Source organism: Acinetobacter sp. 1542444, from assembly GCF_000581835.1.
GTDB lineage: Bacteria > Pseudomonadota > Gammaproteobacteria > Pseudomonadales > Moraxellaceae > Acinetobacter > Acinetobacter pittii.
Genome location: NZ_JEYA01000003.1, coordinates 171726 through 187740, shown reverse-complemented (window position 1 = coordinate 187740; position 16015 = coordinate 171726). Strand labels below are relative to the sequence as shown.

19 protein-coding genes and 1 tRNA gene are annotated in these 16015 nt (G+C 37.5%); 5 read left to right on the top strand and 15 right to left on the bottom strand.

Going from position 1 to position 16015, the window contains the following annotated elements; all coding sequences use genetic code 11:
- Window positions 1-54: 54 nt before the first annotated feature.
- The 3 genes from rarD to uvrB form a co-directional block, all read right to left on the bottom strand.
- Entirely contained in the window at window positions 55-1002 is a 948-nt protein-coding gene (rarD, locus tag J580_RS13080; RefSeq protein WP_014207355.1) for an EamA family transporter RarD, read from the bottom strand.
- Window positions 1003-1112: 110 nt separating this feature from the next.
- Entirely contained in the window at window positions 1113-1700 is a 588-nt protein-coding gene (locus J580_RS13075; RefSeq protein WP_017402788.1) for a lipocalin family protein, read from the bottom strand.
- Window positions 1701-1793: 93 nt separating this feature from the next.
- Window positions 1794-3815 (bottom strand): excinuclease ABC subunit UvrB, encoded by a 2022-nt coding sequence (gene uvrB, locus J580_RS13070; RefSeq protein ID WP_002118463.1) that lies wholly within the window; start codon window positions 3813-3815, stop codon window positions 1794-1796.
- 179 nt (window positions 3816-3994) lie between these two features.
- On the opposite strand from uvrB, the gene J580_RS13065 reads away from it, so the two are divergent.
- Both J580_RS13065 and J580_RS13060 read left to right on the top strand, forming a co-directional pair.
- The gene (locus J580_RS13065; protein WP_002118650.1) at window positions 3995-4786 is read left to right on the top strand and encodes a hypothetical protein; all 792 of its coding nucleotides are present in this window, start codon (window positions 3995-3997) and stop codon (window positions 4784-4786) included.
- A 175-nt stretch (window positions 4787-4961) separates the two neighbouring features.
- Entirely contained in the window at window positions 4962-6401 is a 1440-nt protein-coding gene (locus tag J580_RS13060) for a sensor domain-containing diguanylate cyclase (protein ID WP_032004442.1), read from the top strand.
- Between the two features lie 29 nt (window positions 6402-6430).
- On the opposite strand, the gene J580_RS13055 is transcribed toward J580_RS13060, so the two are convergent.
- The gene (locus tag J580_RS13055) at window positions 6431-6610 is read right to left on the bottom strand and encodes a hypothetical protein (protein ID WP_002118942.1); all 180 of its coding nucleotides are present in this window, start codon (window positions 6608-6610) and stop codon (window positions 6431-6433) included.
- Between the two features lie 208 nt (window positions 6611-6818).
- Between J580_RS13055 and J580_RS13050 the strand changes: the two genes are divergently transcribed.
- Entirely contained in the window at window positions 6819-8054 is a 1236-nt protein-coding gene (locus J580_RS13050; RefSeq protein WP_002118408.1) for a pyridoxal phosphate-dependent aminotransferase, read from the top strand.
- A gap of 52 nt (window positions 8055-8106) precedes the next feature.
- Here J580_RS13050 and J580_RS13045 read toward each other — a convergent pair whose 3' ends face one another.
- Window positions 8107-8949, bottom strand: coding sequence for a DMT family transporter (locus tag J580_RS13045; protein ID WP_017480581.1), 843 nt, complete (start codon window positions 8947-8949; stop codon window positions 8107-8109).
- 239 nt (window positions 8950-9188) lie between these two features.
- Here J580_RS13045 and J580_RS13040 point away from each other — a divergent pair, with 239 nt between their 5' ends.
- Window positions 9189-9626, top strand: coding sequence for a PaaI family thioesterase (locus J580_RS13040; RefSeq protein ID WP_017480580.1), 438 nt, complete (start codon window positions 9189-9191; stop codon window positions 9624-9626).
- A gap of 15 nt (window positions 9627-9641) precedes the next feature.
- Here J580_RS13040 and J580_RS13035 read toward each other — a convergent pair whose 3' ends face one another.
- Both J580_RS13035 and J580_RS23165 read right to left on the bottom strand, forming a co-directional pair.
- A complete protein-coding gene (locus J580_RS13035) occupies window positions 9642-10073 on the bottom strand; it encodes a hypothetical protein (protein ID WP_017386246.1) in 432 nt (143 codons plus the stop codon).
- A 41-nt stretch (window positions 10074-10114) separates the two neighbouring features.
- Window positions 10115-10261 (bottom strand): hypothetical protein, encoded by a 147-nt coding sequence (locus J580_RS23165; RefSeq protein ID WP_079381033.1) that lies wholly within the window; start codon window positions 10259-10261, stop codon window positions 10115-10117.
- 46 nt (window positions 10262-10307) lie between these two features.
- Between J580_RS23165 and J580_RS13030 the strand changes: the two genes are divergently transcribed.
- Window positions 10308-10383 (top strand) — tRNA-Asn (locus J580_RS13030).
- A gap of 169 nt (window positions 10384-10552) precedes the next feature.
- On the opposite strand, the gene J580_RS13025 is transcribed toward J580_RS13030, so the two are convergent.
- The 8 genes from J580_RS13025 to J580_RS13000 form a co-directional block, all read right to left on the bottom strand.
- Complete coding sequence (locus tag J580_RS13025; RefSeq protein ID WP_017480579.1) at window positions 10553-11311, bottom strand: SDR family oxidoreductase; 759 nt, start codon at window positions 11309-11311, stop codon at window positions 10553-10555.
- A 273-nt stretch (window positions 11312-11584) separates the two neighbouring features.
- On the bottom strand, window positions 11585-12229 hold the full coding sequence (locus J580_RS13020; RefSeq protein ID WP_017480578.1) for a tRNA-(ms[2]io[6]A)-hydroxylase: 645 nt from the start codon (window positions 12227-12229) through the stop codon (window positions 11585-11587).
- A 6-nt stretch (window positions 12230-12235) separates the two neighbouring features.
- Window positions 12236-12961, bottom strand: coding sequence for a pyridoxine 5'-phosphate synthase (gene pdxJ / locus J580_RS13015; RefSeq protein WP_017386244.1), 726 nt, complete (start codon window positions 12959-12961; stop codon window positions 12236-12238).
- A 13-nt stretch (window positions 12962-12974) separates the two neighbouring features.
- On the bottom strand, window positions 12975-13688 hold the full coding sequence (recO, locus tag J580_RS13010; protein WP_032004439.1) for a DNA repair protein RecO: 714 nt from the start codon (window positions 13686-13688) through the stop codon (window positions 12975-12977).
- Window positions 13689-13697: 9 nt separating this feature from the next.
- On the bottom strand, window positions 13698-13901 hold the full coding sequence (locus J580_RS0104270) for an NF038104 family lipoprotein (protein ID WP_005067833.1): 204 nt from the start codon (window positions 13899-13901) through the stop codon (window positions 13698-13700).
- 17 nt (window positions 13902-13918) lie between these two features.
- On the bottom strand, window positions 13919-14941 hold the full coding sequence (gene era / locus J580_RS13005; RefSeq protein ID WP_014207367.1) for a GTPase Era: 1023 nt from the start codon (window positions 14939-14941) through the stop codon (window positions 13919-13921).
- Window positions 14942-14952: 11 nt separating this feature from the next.
- Window positions 14953-15645: a ribonuclease III gene (gene rnc, locus J580_RS0104265; RefSeq protein ID WP_005067830.1), complete on the bottom strand. Its 693-nt coding sequence runs from the start codon at window positions 15643-15645 to the stop codon at window positions 14953-14955.
- Window positions 15617-15991: a DUF4845 domain-containing protein gene (locus J580_RS13000; RefSeq protein WP_005067828.1), complete on the bottom strand. Its 375-nt coding sequence runs from the start codon at window positions 15989-15991 to the stop codon at window positions 15617-15619. Before J580_RS13000 ends, rnc begins: the two co-directional genes overlap by 29 nt.
- Window positions 15992-16015 lie beyond the last annotated feature (24 nt).

The following is a 16015-nucleotide window of genomic DNA, read 5'->3' as shown; positions in this document are numbered from 1 at the left end:
ATTGTTTAAAGCAGCTAAATTTTTGCTTTTTCTTACTTTTTAGGTTCTGACGACCTAATTGAACTCATCATTTTTTAATCTTTTTTGATATTTCGTGATATTAAGTTGCAGATTTTGGGCTTTTTGCCGTTGTTGATAAAGATGAATAGCTCCTTCTAAAACGAGTACAAAAACAGCACACCAAATCGGAATATAAGTGAACCATTCTTCTTGGCCAATGCTCTCCCCTAAAACTAAAGAAGCTAAAGCCAGTAATACAGGTTCCAAATACCCCAAGAGTCCAAACACAACTAAAGGTAGAAAGCGACTTGCCAGAATATAACTTCCCAGACCAATAGCACTTAAAATTCCAAGCCCAATAATGATCAAAGAAAGACTTGGTTGGTCTATAAATTTACTATATGGCAGCAAACCTGTATGAGTTAAATAAATCGCAACGGGCATAATAATGACCAAATCCCACCAAAAGCCCCCTAAATTATCTGTTTTAATTTTTTTACGTAATAAAAAGTAGGCAGAATATCCAACTGCTACCAATGCAGTTTCCCACGCAATACTTCCTAAACGCCATATCTCATGGCTAACACCAATGACTGCAAGAATAATTGCTACCCATTGAAATTTTGATATTTTTTCGCCATACAACACACTTCCAGCTAAGACAAGAACCAGCGGTAATAAGAAATATCCCAAAGAGACTTGTAACCCACGCCCATGCATCGGCCCCCACAAAAAAAGCCAAAGTTGTACTGAGGTTAAAATAGAGGTTGTGATTAACAATAATAGTAAAGAAGGTTTAGCCAAAATACGTTGATAGATATTTTTGATATAAGCTAAATCACCACTCCACCACATAAATAAAGTAAGGAACGGTAGTGTTGCAATAATCCGCCATCCAAAAGTTTGCTCACTATCTAGCTGGCTTAATAATTGAGTATAAAAATAAAGTACACCAAAAGTGAATGATGCCATGACAGACAAGATCACGCCCTTAAACATCATAAACCTCTTAGACTTTAGTAAAAATAACTCACTACAATACTTGATTTATCCACTATAAAAAAGAAAAAACCATGTAAAAACATGGTTTTTTCTTAAACAGACATATACCACTATTCTTTATGTTCTGTACGAATAATATCTCGAATATCAAAACCTAATGTTTTTGCATAATTTAAATATTCATCTACCACTTCTTGCTCTGGATGAGGGTCTCTTGATAACACCCAAAGGTATTTACGTGAAGGTTCCCCAACCAAAACAGTCTGATAGTCTTCATCTAGCTTTAAAATCCAGTAATCCCCACGGATTACCGGAATCCATCTTACAGCTTCCGGTAAAAAACTTACCTTCAATTTGGTGTTATATGGCGGGTTAACCACAAAGGCCTCCCCGATAGATTGCTGTAATTGTTTTCTATTATCGTAGCAGCGATTATCTACTACTACATTTCCATTTTCGTTTAAGGTGTAGGTTGCAGATACATTATAAGCACACTTTTTTTGAAAAAATGCAGGTTTACGCGCGACTTCATACCAAACACCTAAATATCGGTCCAGTTCAACTTTATAGACAGTTTGCAGAGGTTTCGGCTGGGCATAGACATAGGTTCCAACAGCCAAACCAGCCAAAACGACACCGCCCAACGCAATTTTAGCCAAACGCCAACTGGCTTGCGGAACATTATTTCGAAATGCCATTGTTGCCCTCAACGATTAGTTGTGAATACAAAAGAACTCAAATATCTACAGTAGCTTGTTTTTTAAACACATTATGTAGCGTTATGTATTCGTTTATTGCAACATTTGCGCTTTTAGTCGAATGATTTCATCGCGTATCCGAGCTGCCTGTTCAAACTGCAAATCTTTCGAAGCTTTTAACATCTCTTTTTCAAGCTTAGTAATATGCTTACTAAACAATTTTGGATCAGAGAGAATATGTCTTTCGTCAGCACTTAAAGCTTGTGCTTGTTCAAGCACCTTCTCATCAATTTCGTCGTCTGAAAGCACTTCGCCTGAATCAATTTCTTTGATGACCTGACGAACAGCACTACGTGGCGTAATACCATGCAACTCGTTGAATTCGATTTGTTTAGCTCTTCGGCGTTCAGTCTCATCTATTGCTTTTTGCATAGAGTCAGTAATTCTGTCAGCATATAAAATTGCTTTACCTTTCACGTTACGCGCGGCACGACCAATTGTCTGAATGAGTGAGCGTTCTGAACGTAAAAAACCTTCTTTATCTGCATCTAAAATAGCAACTAAAGAAACTTCTGGCATGTCGAGACCTTCACGCAACAAGTTAATACCGACTAAAACGTCGAATACACCTGTACGTAACTCATGAATAATTTTGACACGTTCAACCGTATCAATATCAGAGTGTAAATAAGCGACTTTAACCCCGTATTCTTTTAAATAAGAAGTCAGATCTTCTGCCATACGTTTTGTTAAAGTGGTCACCAACACACGTTCATTTAGGTTCTTACGAATATTAATTTCAGAAAGAACATCATCGACTTGAGTTAATACAGGACGAACTTCAATTTCAGGATCAATTAATCCTGTTGGACGTACCACTTGTTCAACCACTTGGTCAGACTTTTCTAACTCATATTTAGCGGGTGTTGCACTGACAAAAATAGTCGTCGGTACAATGCGCTCCCACTCTTCAAATTTCATTGGTCGATTATCAAGTGCGCTTGGTAAACGGAAACCATAATTCACTAAATTTTCTTTACGTGATCGGTCGCCTTTATACATCGCCCCAATTTGCGGAACTGTAACGTGTGACTCATCAATAATCAGCAATGCATCTTCAGGTACATAATCAAATAAAGTTGGAGGCGCTTCACCAGCTGGACGACCAGACAAATGTCTTGAATAGTTTTCAATACCATTGGTATAGCCCAACTGTTGCATCATCTCTAAATCATAACGGGTACGCTGCTCAATACGCTGGGCTTCCAGCAATTTGTCATGTTCACGGAAGAATTTAAGTTGATCTTGTAATTCATCTTTAATTGTATCAATTGCACGAGTCAGATGATCTTTCGGGGTTACATAGTGGCTTTTTGGATAAATCGTAACACGTGGAACTTTACGAACCATTTTACCCGTTAACGGATCAAACCAACGGATCGAATCGACCTCGTCATCAAATAGTTCAATACGAATCGCATGTTGATCAGATTCGGCAGGGAAAATATCAATAATTTCACCGCGAATTCGATATGTACCACGTAAGAACTCAAGTTCATTACGCGTATATTGCATTTCAACCAAACGGCGGATAATTTCATCACGACTTACACGGTCGCCCTCAACCACATGCAGTAACATTTGCATATAAGCATTTGGGTCACCCAAACCATAAATTGCAGAAACCGAGGCCACAATAATTGCATCACGACGCTCTAATAAAGCACGTGTTGCTGATAGTCGCATCTGGTCAATGTGATCGTTAATGGCAGCATCTTTTTCAATAAAAGTATCTGAGGATGGAACGTAAGCCTCGGGTTGATAGTAATCATAGTAACTTACGAAATACTCAACCGCATTATTAGGGAAGAATGCTTTAAACTCTCCATAAAGCTGGGCAGCCAAAGTTTTGTTATGAGCCATCACAATTGTAGGTCGCTGTGTTTGAGCGATCACATTCGCCATGGTATAGGTTTTACCCGAGCCAGTTACACCAAGTAATAACTGATTACGAAAACCATGCTCGATACCATTTACCAGCTTTTCAATGGCCTGTGGCTGATCACCTGCTGGCTGATAATGAGTGACCAAATCAAAAGGTTGATTTTCGTTCAAAGTTATCTCTCTTTATGAAAAATTGAATTTAACGTCTCCCCTTTTAATGGGGATTTTTATCTTAATTTAAAGTCTAAATTGAGCTGGAAATTCAATGTAAAAGATTAAGCATCTTAACACTTGACCAATGCCCTAATCGGTTGCAACATGAAGCTATCCATTAAACAAAAAGTATAACCATGACCTATCAATATCATGATGAAAGTATTGTAACTGAACTTCCCGAAGATACAGTTTTTGTATTTGGAAGTAATCTTGCTGGACAACACGGTAGTGGTGCAGCGCGCGTTGCAAGTCAGCACTTCGGAGCAGTTGAAGGTGTAGGTCGTGGCTGGGCTGGTCAAAGCTTTGCAATTCCAACTTTAAATGAACACATTCAACAAATGCCACTTTCACAAATTCAGCATTATGTTGAAGACTTTAAGATATACACAAAAAATCATCCTAAAATGAAATATTTCATTACTGCATTAGGTTGTGGCATTGCGGGTTATAAAGTTTCCGAAATCGCTCCTCTTTTTAAAGGGATTTATCATAACGTTATCTTTCCGGAATCTTTTAAACCCTATGTAGAAGATAATGCAGTATCACAATTTCCGACTTTAACTCAAAAGATGGTACAAAGTTTCATTAATGATGAAGTTATTTTTTACTTTAATCATGGCAGTGAATCATTTGAAGAAGCTTTAGATAAAACTGATTTATCAGATGCTGAAAAAGCAATAGCTCTTATTGTCTTAAATGAAGAGTTGTACCCACGAGATCGTTATGGACGAGGCCGTGATCATGAGCTTAGTGATATTTTAGGGAAGTTAAACGGTAAAATTTTCAATCTTCATGGAAACTCTGAAGGTGCCATGATTTTTGTGAGTGCTGTTGTTGCACTGATGGAACTTTACGATTTTGATGAGCAAGATTTTATTAAGTTATGGCGTGGTGAAAAAAACATTGATCACCCTATTAATCGTTAATTTTTCTTATGAATTTATGAATTAAGCAGATAATCTCTGCTTTCTCATTATTTTATTTTTAATTACATTTAATCCTTTTATTTTTAATTATTCTAATATATTTAAACTCTTTATCCTCCCAAATCTTAATTTTTCTCATTATACTTTAAGGCAAACTGAATACTTAAAGAAACATATGGAAACTTTAGATTCTTCGATTTTTGACCTTAGCCCAATTCCAATGTGGATTGAGGATTTCAGTGAAGTTAAACAACAATTTGATTTATGGAGAAAGCAAGGAATTGAAAACCTCCATGAATTTTTAAATCAAAATAAACACTTAGTTATCGAATGCGCACATAAAATTAAAATTATTCGTGTTAACCAAAAAACCTTGGAACTTTTTGAAGCAACAACGCGCGAGGAACTATATTCAAATTTGAATCTTATTTTTAAAAAGGAAATGTTCGAATCACATATTTATGAGCTTGAAGCGTTATGGAATGGCAAAACCCATTTTTCAAGCACTACCGTGAATTACACCTTATCAGGCAAACGTATTGATGTTCAGTTAAGAGGTTCCATTTTACCTGGTTCTGAATCTACCTTTGAACGTGTATTAATTACTACAGAAGATATTACCCCTTATCAAAATGCACTCCGTCAGGAAGAAAAAAACCGTCGACTGGCTGAATCTATGTTTATCTACTCGCCTACTTCGCTGTGGGTCGAGGATTTCAGCCGTATAAAGAATAGAATTGATCAGCTTAGGCTATTGGGAATTGAAGACTTCAGAACTTTTCTAGATGTTCATCCTGAGTTTGTCCGCCAGTGTGTAGAAGATATTTTAATTTTAGATGTTAATCAGGCCACGATAGATTTATTTAAAGCTCCTGATAAGTCGACACTTTTAAGGAATACACATAAAATTTTTGCTGAAGAAATGGTTGAAACCTTTCGAGACCAACTCATCGAGTTATGGCAAGGTAATATCCATCATAAACGTGAAGCCGTTAACTACGCTTTAGATGGCCAAATAAGAAATGTCTTGCTTCAATTTACCGTTTTTCCGGGATATGAAGAGACTTGGGGATTAGTGCAAGTTGCGCTGACAGATATTACTGCCCGGAAAAAAGCGGAAAACTATCTTGAATATTTAGGGCAACACGATGTTCTTACTAAACTATATAACCGTGCTTTTTTTACAGAGGAACTTAATCGCTTAAACCGAAGTATTATTCGACCAGTTTCTTCAATTTTTTTAGATATGAATGGATTAAAAGAAACCAATGACCAGTTTGGGCATGATATTGGAGATGGTTTATTACGCCGTGTTGGAAATATTTTAAGTCAGGCTATTTCAAATACAGCCTATACTGCATCCAGAATCGGTGGTGATGAGTTCGTGATCTTAATGCCAGGCGCAGATGAAGCGCACGTTCAAATTATGCTTCAAACGATTCAGGAGCTTTTTAATATCGACAATCAATACTATTCAAGCCATCCAGTAAGTATTGCAATTGGACATGCAACCACTCAAACAAATGAACAAATTGAGGACATGTTAAAACGAGCAGACCATCACATGTACCAAAAGAAAAAAAGTTATTATCAAGAAATTTTATTCAATCAATAAAAAACAGGCATATTGCCTGTTTTTCAAAATTAGCGTTTTCCCATAGAACGACGCGTACCACGTGGAGGCATCCATGTTCTATCCGCGTATTGCTCTGGTTTTGGACGCACTTGGTTGTGTACCGCATCATCTGCTTGATTGCTTTCATTCGGCATTGGAAATGGCAATTTCACCAAAGCCTTTTTCTGTTTTGGCTGTTGCTCAGTCATGATTCATTCTCGAAATTTCGATTGCGACCTATTATAAATGATTTTTATCATTTCTTTTCAAAAAAGCTTCAATTGAGTAAAACAGCAACAAGAACCTTCTTAAATTAAACTTTTTTACATCTAAAAATACCCGTATCCGCAAATTGCTTAATTTTTGCGATAAGATAGTATGCTTTTTATTTTTTAATCCCATAAGAGGAATATTGCCGTGGACGTACGTCTTTCTGATCGTGTCAATGCTATCAAACCGTCCCCTACACTTGCTGTAACAAATAAAGCTGCTGAACTTAAAGCTGCTGGCAAGAACGTGATTGGTTTAGGTGCTGGCGAGCCAGATTTTGATACCCCTCAACACATCAAAGATGCTGCAATTGAAGCGATTAATAATGGTTTCACCAAATATACGGCTGTAGATGGTACTCCTGGGTTAAAAAAAGCAATTATTGCTAAGTTCAAGCGTGATAATAATCTTGATTATCAAGCGAACCAGATTTTGGTTTCTTGTGGTGGTAAGCAAAGCTTCTTTAACTTGGCACTTGCTCTATTAAACAAAGGCGATGAAGTTATCATTCCAGCACCTTTCTGGGTAAGCTATCCAGATATGGTCATTATTGCTGAAGGTACACCAGTCATTGTGAAATGTGGCGAAGACCAACGCTTCAAAATCACTCCTGAACAATTAGAAGCTGCTATTACACCTAACACTCGTTTAGTTGTATTAAACAGCCCATCTAACCCAACAGGCATGATTTATAGCAAAGCTGAATTAGAAGCTTTAGCTGAAGTTTTACGTCGTCATCCACAAGTATTTGTTGCATCTGACGATATGTATGAACCGATTCGTTGGGAAGATGAGTTCTACAACATCGCAACTGTTGCTCCTGATTTATATGATCGCACAATCGTTTTAAACGGTGTTTCTAAAGCATACGCAATGACAGGTTGGCGTATTGGCTATGCAGCCGGTCCAGCAAAAATCATTGGTGCAATGAAAAAGATCCAATCACAGTCAACTTCTAACCCAACTTCTATTTCGCAAGTTGCTGCTGAAGCTGCATTGAATGGTCCACAAGACGTTTTACAACCTATGATTGAAGCGTTTAAACGCCGTCATGACTTAGTTGTAAATGGCTTAAATGATATTAAAGGTATCTCTTGCTTACCTGCTGATGGCGCTTTCTATGCCTATGCAAACATTCGCCCTCTTATTCGTGCAAAAGGCTTAAAATCTTGCACAGAGTTCTCTGAATGGTTACTAGAAGAAACTGGCGTAGCAGTTGTTCCTGGTGATGCATTTGGTTTAGGCGGTTTTATGCGTATTTCATATGCAACAGCTGACGAAGTACTCGTTGATGCGTTAGCACGTATCAAAAAAGCTGCTGACTCAATTGAAGGTGTAGACGCTGCTATTGCTTCAATTGAAGCTGAAAAAGCTGCGAAATAATCTGCATTTTGCATAAAAAGGGTTCTCTTGAGAGAACCCTTTTTTAATTCACTTATGCATTTTTGGCTTTTTGAGGTCTTACATAAATAACTAATAAAATTCCAAATAAAACTATAAAACTCGATAAAATCACTCGCCCTGTCACAGTCTCATTTACAAATAGGCTTCCACCTATAATTGCCAAACATGGAACACTTAGCTGTACTGTACTCGCTGTCACTCTATCAATATGCTTCAAAATCGCATACCAGAGTACATAAGCCCCGCTTGAAGTGACACCACCCGACAAAATCGCTAAGACCCATCCTTGCACATCAATGTATCTATCTTGGGTAACCAATACATTCGCCAACAAAACCATTGGCACAGCTAGCGTAAAATTTGCCAACGTACTACCAATCGGTTGTGTCATATTACGACCAGCAATGCTGTATCCTGCCCATGCTAAACCAGATATCACCATAATTAGAGCATATCCCCAATCAGGCGCATGAGCACCCGGTAATAGCAAAACAATGATTCCAGCTAAAGCAATACATAGACCTATACCACGGTATATGCCAATCTGTTCCCCCTGCCAATAGCCATAAAGCACCATAGTCAGCTGTACAACCCCAAACAATAACAGAGCACCAATACCAGCGTCGATCTGAAGATAAGCATATGAAAATGCCAAAATATAAACCGCTAGAAAAAATGCGTTTTTTAAACTCCATTGGACTTTGGTTTGAGACGATTTTGAATATAAAAACAGTCCTAATAAAACAACCGCACCACTTCCCACTCGTATTAGACTAAAAGTCATTGGGTCAATATGTTGGCCTGCCAAAGCCAAACGACACAATACAGAATTTGCTGCAAAAGCCACCATTACGAGTGCAATTTTAAAAAGCATTGTCCTTATGCTCCTGTTATTTCTTATAGTGTAAAAGAAGTCTTTCTTATCTATCTAATTCATTATGCAACTCATTTAATTCAATTTTTATAATAAAGGAATTTTATATTAAATGGACAAGTTTTTAAAATTCAACTTATCAGTTCAATCTTTAACTCTAGAATTGACTTATCGATGACTTAATAATAGGCTAATATCAAGTTCCATTTTAGAACCTTAATAATTAAAGGACCAAAAAAATGAAAAATCCGATGGAAATGACTGGCCTTGAATTTTTACAAGCAATGATAGAAGGCCATATTCCACCTGCCAGCATTAGTAAAACAATACCTATGCAACCTACTGAAATTTCAGAAGGATCTGTTACCTTTAGAGCCCAAGCAGATCATAACCATTTAAATCCACTCGGTGGCGTACATGGCGGTTTTGCTGCCACCGTCCTAGATTCAGTGACTGGCTGTGCAGTACATACGATGTTACCTGCGGGTGTAGGTTACGGCACAATCGACCTTAACGTAAAAATGTGCCGCCCTATTCCCCAAAATCAGGCTTTAATTGCAACAGGCAAAGTTATTAATTTAAGTAAAAATTTAGGTATTTCCGAAGGAAAGATTATTGATGAGGAAGGTAAACTGTATGCCTATGCAACAGCAACCTGCATGATTATTCGTCCATAATCATTAAAGGCAGCCTTAAACCGCTGCCTTTTTTATTAAGTCATCTGAATTATCTGGACGTTCACAAGTTTGTGCAATCACATACGGCGCCCAAATATTTTTAAGTTGGAGTTCTATAATTTCTTGATGCTCTACAGACCAAGCTAAAACTTTATTTTTACCCAACAATAACTCCCCTTCTAATTGAAAAATATATAAAGATTCAGAAGAGTTTAGTAGTTTCGAGCTTTTTAAAATCTTAAGTGAATTATGCACATTCCATTTAGCGCTAAACCAAAGCTGCAATAAATCGCCTAAATATAAATCCTGCTTTTTGAAAGGATAAGCATTAATCCATGCACCTTCTACAAGTGTGTAATAAGATTCTGATTGATTTAAGATATTGAGATAATTGTGTTGATAGAAATCAAAATTAGAAAAAATAGAAGCGATCGTAAGCGTTTTCATACTTATCTCCGATTTAGCCATTTTAGTGCTGGCAAGTTGGTTTAAATCCACACTGTTTGGATTTCTCCAAACGCTTGTTCTTTTTTGAATCTAGCAATTGATTTTTTAAAGTGCAAGTAATTTCTTAACTCATCACTCAACTGATCAAATAAAAAGCATACGACACAAAAATGAAGTAAACATGACAATTTAGACTTGACCCTTCTCAAAATCTCCTTATAATCGCATGCAGATTCTCCCATAGCTCAGTCGGTAGAGCGACGGACTGTTAATCCGCAGGTCCCTGGTTCGAGCCCAGGTGGGAGAGCCAAATACTAAAAAGCCCGCAGCATTAAAGCGGGCTTTTTTTTGCCATAAATTTATCAATAACTATAAAAAATCCTCTATCAGCAGATAGAGGATTTAATTTTTTTATTAGAGTCTTTATTAGGTTTAACGCTCTAACCTAACTCGAAAGAATATATTTTCTTCTTAAATTATTATTCCACTTCAACCACTTTTAAAGGATTAAAAGATTGAGTGGTCGGCATCATTTCAATACGATTAATATTAATGTGTGGAGGTTGTGAAGCAATCCAAGCTACTGTATTTGCAATATCTTCAGGCAAAAGTGGATTCTTTTTATCATATAGACTGTTTACTTTATCCTCATCACCTTTAAAACGCACAAGAGAAAATTCAGTACCTCCACACAAGCCTGGTTCAATGTTAGTTACGCGCACACCAGTACCAGCCAAATCAGCACGAAGATTTAGACTAAATTGCTCCACGAAAGCTTTGGTTGCCCCATATACATTGCCCCCTGGGTATGGGTATGTACCTGCAATAGAGCCCATATTAATAATCAAACCTGATTTTTTCTTTACCATACTTGGCAAAATTAATCGGGTAATCGTAACAAGCCCCTTAACATTGGTATCAATCATCGTGTACCAATCATCTAATTCTGCTTTATCTGCGGGTTCCAATCCTAATGCCAATCCAGCATTATTCACCAATAAATCAATTTGATTGATTTGAAATTCAGCTGGTAAATCAACCAATGCCTTACTTATATTCTCTGCCGTATCTGTCATGTCAAATACTAATGGGTAGAATTTTTCACCAAGTTCTTGTTTTAGTTCTTCTAGTTTTTCTGCTCGTCTTCCGCAACCAATAACTTTATATCCTAACTCAATCAGTTTTTTTGAAATGCTGTAACCAAAGCCCGCTGAGGCACCTGTAACTAATGCTAACATTCTTATATCCTTAGAAATGATCAACTATTTCAGTTGAACTCATGATGAACATATCAGTCTTTATATTTACACAATATTTATTATTAGCCTAAAAAAATAAAAGTTTTTTAAAAAATTTTAAGAGAAATTAAAATCTATAAAAAATATATTTATTAAATAATTATATGCATTAAAAAACTAAAAGCAGAACATGCTTACTACCAAAGGGATAATGCTCACCTAATAAAAAAGTTTACCGTGAAAGGTAAACTTTTTTATTAGAGACGTCCAAGACTAAGCAGGAATACCACTATGAAAACGGAAAGTATCATCTGGTGTTAAAATCAGATTCTTTTCAACTTCACGGATATGATCAATTCGCTGCTGAATATTCTCTTTAGGATCTTTCATTTTTGCAGTTTTCGCCACATCAAGCGCAAGTGCAAGATAGTCTTCAAAATGACGAGACTCTGACTTAAGCAAGTATCGATAATAACGTCCTAACTCATCATCTACACGCGGTGCAAGTGCATAAAAACGCTCACATGAACGAGCCTCTACGAATGCACCAATCACCAGCACATCAATTAAAGCTTCAGGCTCATACGTACGAATCTCTTTACGTAACCCACCTGCATAACGCCCAGCACTTAAACCAGTCCACTCTTGACCGCGCTTAGCCATAAGCTCAAGCACTTGTTCATAGTGAAGCATTTCTTCTCGTACAAGTTGAGCAAGTTTTACTTGTAAGTCAGGAAAGAAGCTATAGCGGAACATTAAGTTCATTGCTGTACTAGCAGCTTTCTTTTCACAATTAGCATGATCTTGCATCAAGATATCTAAATTATTGATTGCCTCATCCAACCATGCATTTGGTGTTTGACATCCTAAAAAGCCCACCACAGGTTGCATTAATTCATCGTAATTGATACTCGACATAACCAACTATCCTGCTGCCTGAATCGCTGTTTTCATATCTTTAACAGCTTGAACCAGACCTACAAAAACACTTTCAGCAATAATTGAATGACCAATGTTTAATTCATGAATTTGTGGAATAGCTGCAATTGGCGCAATATTTTTAAGGTTAAGGCCATGACCTGCATTTACAACCAAACCTTTTGAAGCTGCATATTCAACACCTTTGATAATGCGCTCTAACTCGGCTTGTTGATCTTGCTCTGTTTCCGCATCTGCATATGCACCCGTGTGCAACTCAATCGTAGGTGCGCCACACGCAACTGCTGCATCAATTTGAGCTAAATCAGCATCAATAAATAATGATACGTCGCAACCAATAGCTGCTAAAGTTTGAGTTGCAGCTTTAACTTTTTCAAAGTTACCCACTACATCCAAACCGCCTTCAGTTGTTACTTCCTGGCGTCTTTCTGGCACAAAACACACGTGCTGCGGCTGAATTTCTTTCGCAAACTCGACCATTTCATCAGTAACAGCCAACTCTAGGTTCATACGGGTTTTTAATAATGGACGCATGCGACGTACATCGTCATCTTGAATATGGCGACGGTCTTCACGCAAATGCAAAGTAATCCCCTCTGCACCAGCTTGTTCACAAATAAGAGCAGCTTCTACAGGGTCTGGATAAGTAGTACCGCGCGCCTGTCTTAAAGTAGCAACATGGTCTATGTTTACACCAAGCAATGCAGCCATAAATAAATCCTAATTACGATTGAGTTTGAGTATTTTGAATCCACAATTGTCGACTTTTTAGGGGACGATCTCCTAAAAGCGATGTAATCATTTGACGGTATAGTTTACCTAATAATTGCAATTGTTCGTGAGAAAAATCCTGGTCTTGCTCATAATCCAACATAGATAAAATTGCTTTACCTGACAATGAAGAACGGCTTGCCTGAACAATGGGCGCAAAACCTTCAGTCACCTGAAATTGATAAAACTGGTGAGCCTGTATTGGCTGTTGCTGAGTATCAATTGAGAAATCAATCGCGTAACCCAGCTCAGGAAGCAAAACATGTTCGAACTGGCGCAAAATCTGTCTGAGAAAAAGATCAGGATTTTCATGGGAAGATAATTGCTGTAATTGAAGCAAAGTTAATTGATATTGCTCAAAAGTTTGTGGCATTGCCTCTTCTAATGGGCAAAGTCGAAGAACAATTTCATTTAAATAAAATCCGGCAAAAAAAGCATCACCAAAAAAGAAAACAGGCTGATTTAATATTTCCAGCTTAGTAAAATTTTTGAGTTCACTTTTACCTGTGGCTTGCAGTCGAATAGGTTGATATTGAGGGGGCGGAGTCTGTCTTAAAATACCATCAACTCGCCCATATTCCTGAGTAAAAAGATGCACAATATGACTTTTTTCACGGTACTTACGGTGATGAATCATATATCCATGGAGGACTTCATTGCGCATCATAAAAAGAATCTATTCCTCAGATTCTTTTTCTTTTTTATCATCCTCATCATCACCGTCAGGAATAACAGCACCTACAACAGCTGCTGTACCTTTAACTACACCTTTAGTAGTTTTATAGGCGATACCTACTGGTACGGTTACAAGCTTATATACACAACCTTGTAACATCAATGTACATCCAACTATAGCGATTAATGATGTAATTGTTTTCATACCAGCCTCCTTATCCTTTAGATATCACTGTATCCTAAGCTTTTGAGAGCACGCTCATCATCAGACCAGCCACCCTTCACTTTCACCCAAAGTGTGAGCATAATTTTTTGCTCAAACATTTTTTCCATGTCTTTACGAGCATCCATACCAATCGTTTTAAGCTTAGTACCTTTTTCACCAATCACAATGGCTTTTTGACCAGCGCGGTCTACAAAAATCGTTGCATCGATATAGGTACAAGCCGGCTTTAAACGACCAGTTTTTTCATTAACAGTTGCTTCTTCTGTTTTGAAAGATTCAATTTGTACTGTTAAATCATAAGGAAGCTCTTCACCCAACTGACGCATGATTTTTTCGCGAATAATTTCACTTGCCAAGAAGCGTTCAGAGCGGTCAGTAATCTGATCAAATGAATACAATGGTGGTTGGTAAGGAAGGTATTTCTCAATCGTTTCACTCAAGTGTTCCAAGTTTGCACCACGCAAAGCAGAAACAGGAACAATCTCAGCAAAATTCATAAGTTTGGCACGTTCTTGAATGAGAGGAAGAATTTCTCTTTTATCTTCAAAAGTGTCAGCCTTATTAATGACCAAAATAACCGGCATTTCAGCGTTCTTGAGTTTTTCAAGCACTAAATCGTCGTTTTGAGTCCACTTATAAGCATCGATAACGAATAAAACTAAGTTAACGTCACGTAATGCAGAATGAGCAGCACGGTTCATCATTTTATTAATAGCACGCACTTCTTTTTTATGCATACCTGGGGTATCTACATATACCGCCTGCATCTTTTCGCGCGAATCAATACCAATAATTTTATGACGTGTTGTTTGAGGTTTACGCGAAGTAATAGAGAGCTTTTGACCCAATAAATGGTTCATGAGGGTAGATTTACCCACATTTGGACGTCCCACAATCGCCACAAATCCGCTCTTAAAATCCGAAGGGATTGTTACGCCTTTGGAACTAAAAAATTGATCAATCAGATTATTAGGATCTTGGTTTTCATTTGAATCTGGATTGATTTGATCAGAATGCATCGACATGCAGGTTATTGCTCCAATAACTTTAAAATTTCCGCCGCTGCTGCCTGCTCGGCAAAACGACGACTTGAACCCTCACCATAAATCTTCGGTAAACCATCTACCACGCATTCCACTTTAAAGTGCTGATGAGGTGCATCACCCTGAATATCTACAACCTCGTAAACAGGGAGAGGTTTTTTACGTGCTTGTAGATACTCTTGTAAACGTGATTTCGGATCTTTGAGTTGATCCGTAGGTTCTATATGGTCTAAATAGGGTATGTACCATTTTAGCACAATATCTTTAAGTAAGTTGAGATCACCACTATCAAGATAGATTGCACCAATAATCGCTTCTACCGTATCTGCTAATATTGACTCACGATGATGACCACCAGATTTCAACTCGCCTGTACTTAATATTAAACACCGACTAAGTTGCAAATCGGTTGCAATCTTACCTAACGCTTCTTGGCGAACTAAGGTCGCACGCATACGCGTGAGACGACCTTCATTTTCATTTGGATAAGCATGATATAGATAATTGGCGATTATCATGCCTAATAATGAATCACCGAGAAACTCTAAGCGCTCGTAATTGTATTTGTGACTCACCGAACGATGAGTCAAAGCTAACTGTAACAATTCAAGCTGCTTAAATTGATATCCGATTCGACTCAGTAAGCGAGGATCACTTAGTTTGAACTGATGTTTTATCAAAACTCTTCTCAAATGTTAAAACTAAATCAATATTAAATAAGAAAGGTTTTCTTACTTCATATTTCTTTTTGACCGTTAGACCTGACTGATTAAACACTTGAGCGATCTCTTTGAAGTGGAGATCACGAATATTGTTCATTTCGAGTCGCTGATCCATTTGTGTTACAAACTTTTGTGGTGTGATCTCAGAAGAGCTTTCTTGTAAAAGCTCTTCTATCTGATTATTAATCAGCCGATCATCCCAATATGCTGGCCAAACTGCAAGTACAGCTTTTACTGCAATCGCAAATATAACCACCCCAAATAAAATTGCTAAATACGAAGTACCCTGTTGTGCCTTACGCATTTCTTTTTTTCCTAATGGTTGTTT

Bases quoted from the DNA above. Each gene is read 5' to 3' on its own strand.
- rarD (WP_014207355.1), bottom strand. From the start codon at position 1,002: ATGATGTTTAAGGGCGTGATCTTGTCTGTCATGGCATCATTCACTTTT.
- J580_RS13075 (WP_017402788.1), bottom strand. From the start codon at position 1,700: ATGGCATTTCGAAATAATGTTCCGCAAGCCAGTTGGCGTTTGGCTAAA.
- J580_RS13065 (WP_002118650.1), top strand. From the start codon at position 3,995: ATGACCTATCAATATCATGATGAAAGTATTGTAACTGAACTTCCCGAA.
- J580_RS13060 (WP_032004442.1), top strand. From the start codon at position 4,962: ATGGAAACTTTAGATTCTTCGATTTTTGACCTTAGCCCAATTCCAATG.
- J580_RS13055 (WP_002118942.1), bottom strand. From the start codon at position 6,610: ATGACTGAGCAACAGCCAAAACAGAAAAAGGCTTTGGTGAAATTGCCA.
- J580_RS13045 (WP_017480581.1), bottom strand. From the start codon at position 8,949: ATGCTTTTTAAAATTGCACTCGTAATGGTGGCTTTTGCAGCAAATTCT.
- J580_RS13040 (WP_017480580.1), top strand. From the start codon at position 9,189: ATGAAAAATCCGATGGAAATGACTGGCCTTGAATTTTTACAAGCAATG.
- J580_RS13035 (WP_017386246.1), bottom strand. From the start codon at position 10,073: ATGAAAACGCTTACGATCGCTTCTATTTTTTCTAATTTTGATTTCTAT.
- J580_RS13025 (WP_017480579.1), bottom strand. From the start codon at position 11,311: ATGTTAGCATTAGTTACAGGTGCCTCAGCGGGCTTTGGTTACAGCATT.
- J580_RS13020 (WP_017480578.1), bottom strand. From the start codon at position 12,229: ATGTCGAGTATCAATTACGATGAATTAATGCAACCTGTGGTGGGCTTT.
- pdxJ (WP_017386244.1), bottom strand. From the start codon at position 12,961: ATGGCTGCATTGCTTGGTGTAAACATAGACCATGTTGCTACTTTAAGA.
- recO (WP_032004439.1), bottom strand. From the start codon at position 13,688: ATGATGCGCAATGAAGTCCTCCATGGATATATGATTCATCACCGTAAG.
- J580_RS0104270 (WP_005067833.1), bottom strand. From the start codon at position 13,901: ATGAAAACAATTACATCATTAATCGCTATAGTTGGATGTACATTGATG.
- era (WP_014207367.1), bottom strand. From the start codon at position 14,941: ATGCATTCTGATCAAATCAATCCAGATTCAAATGAAAACCAAGATCCT.
- J580_RS13000 (WP_005067828.1), bottom strand. From the start codon at position 15,991: ATGCGTAAGGCACAACAGGGTACTTCGTATTTAGCAATTTTATTTGGG.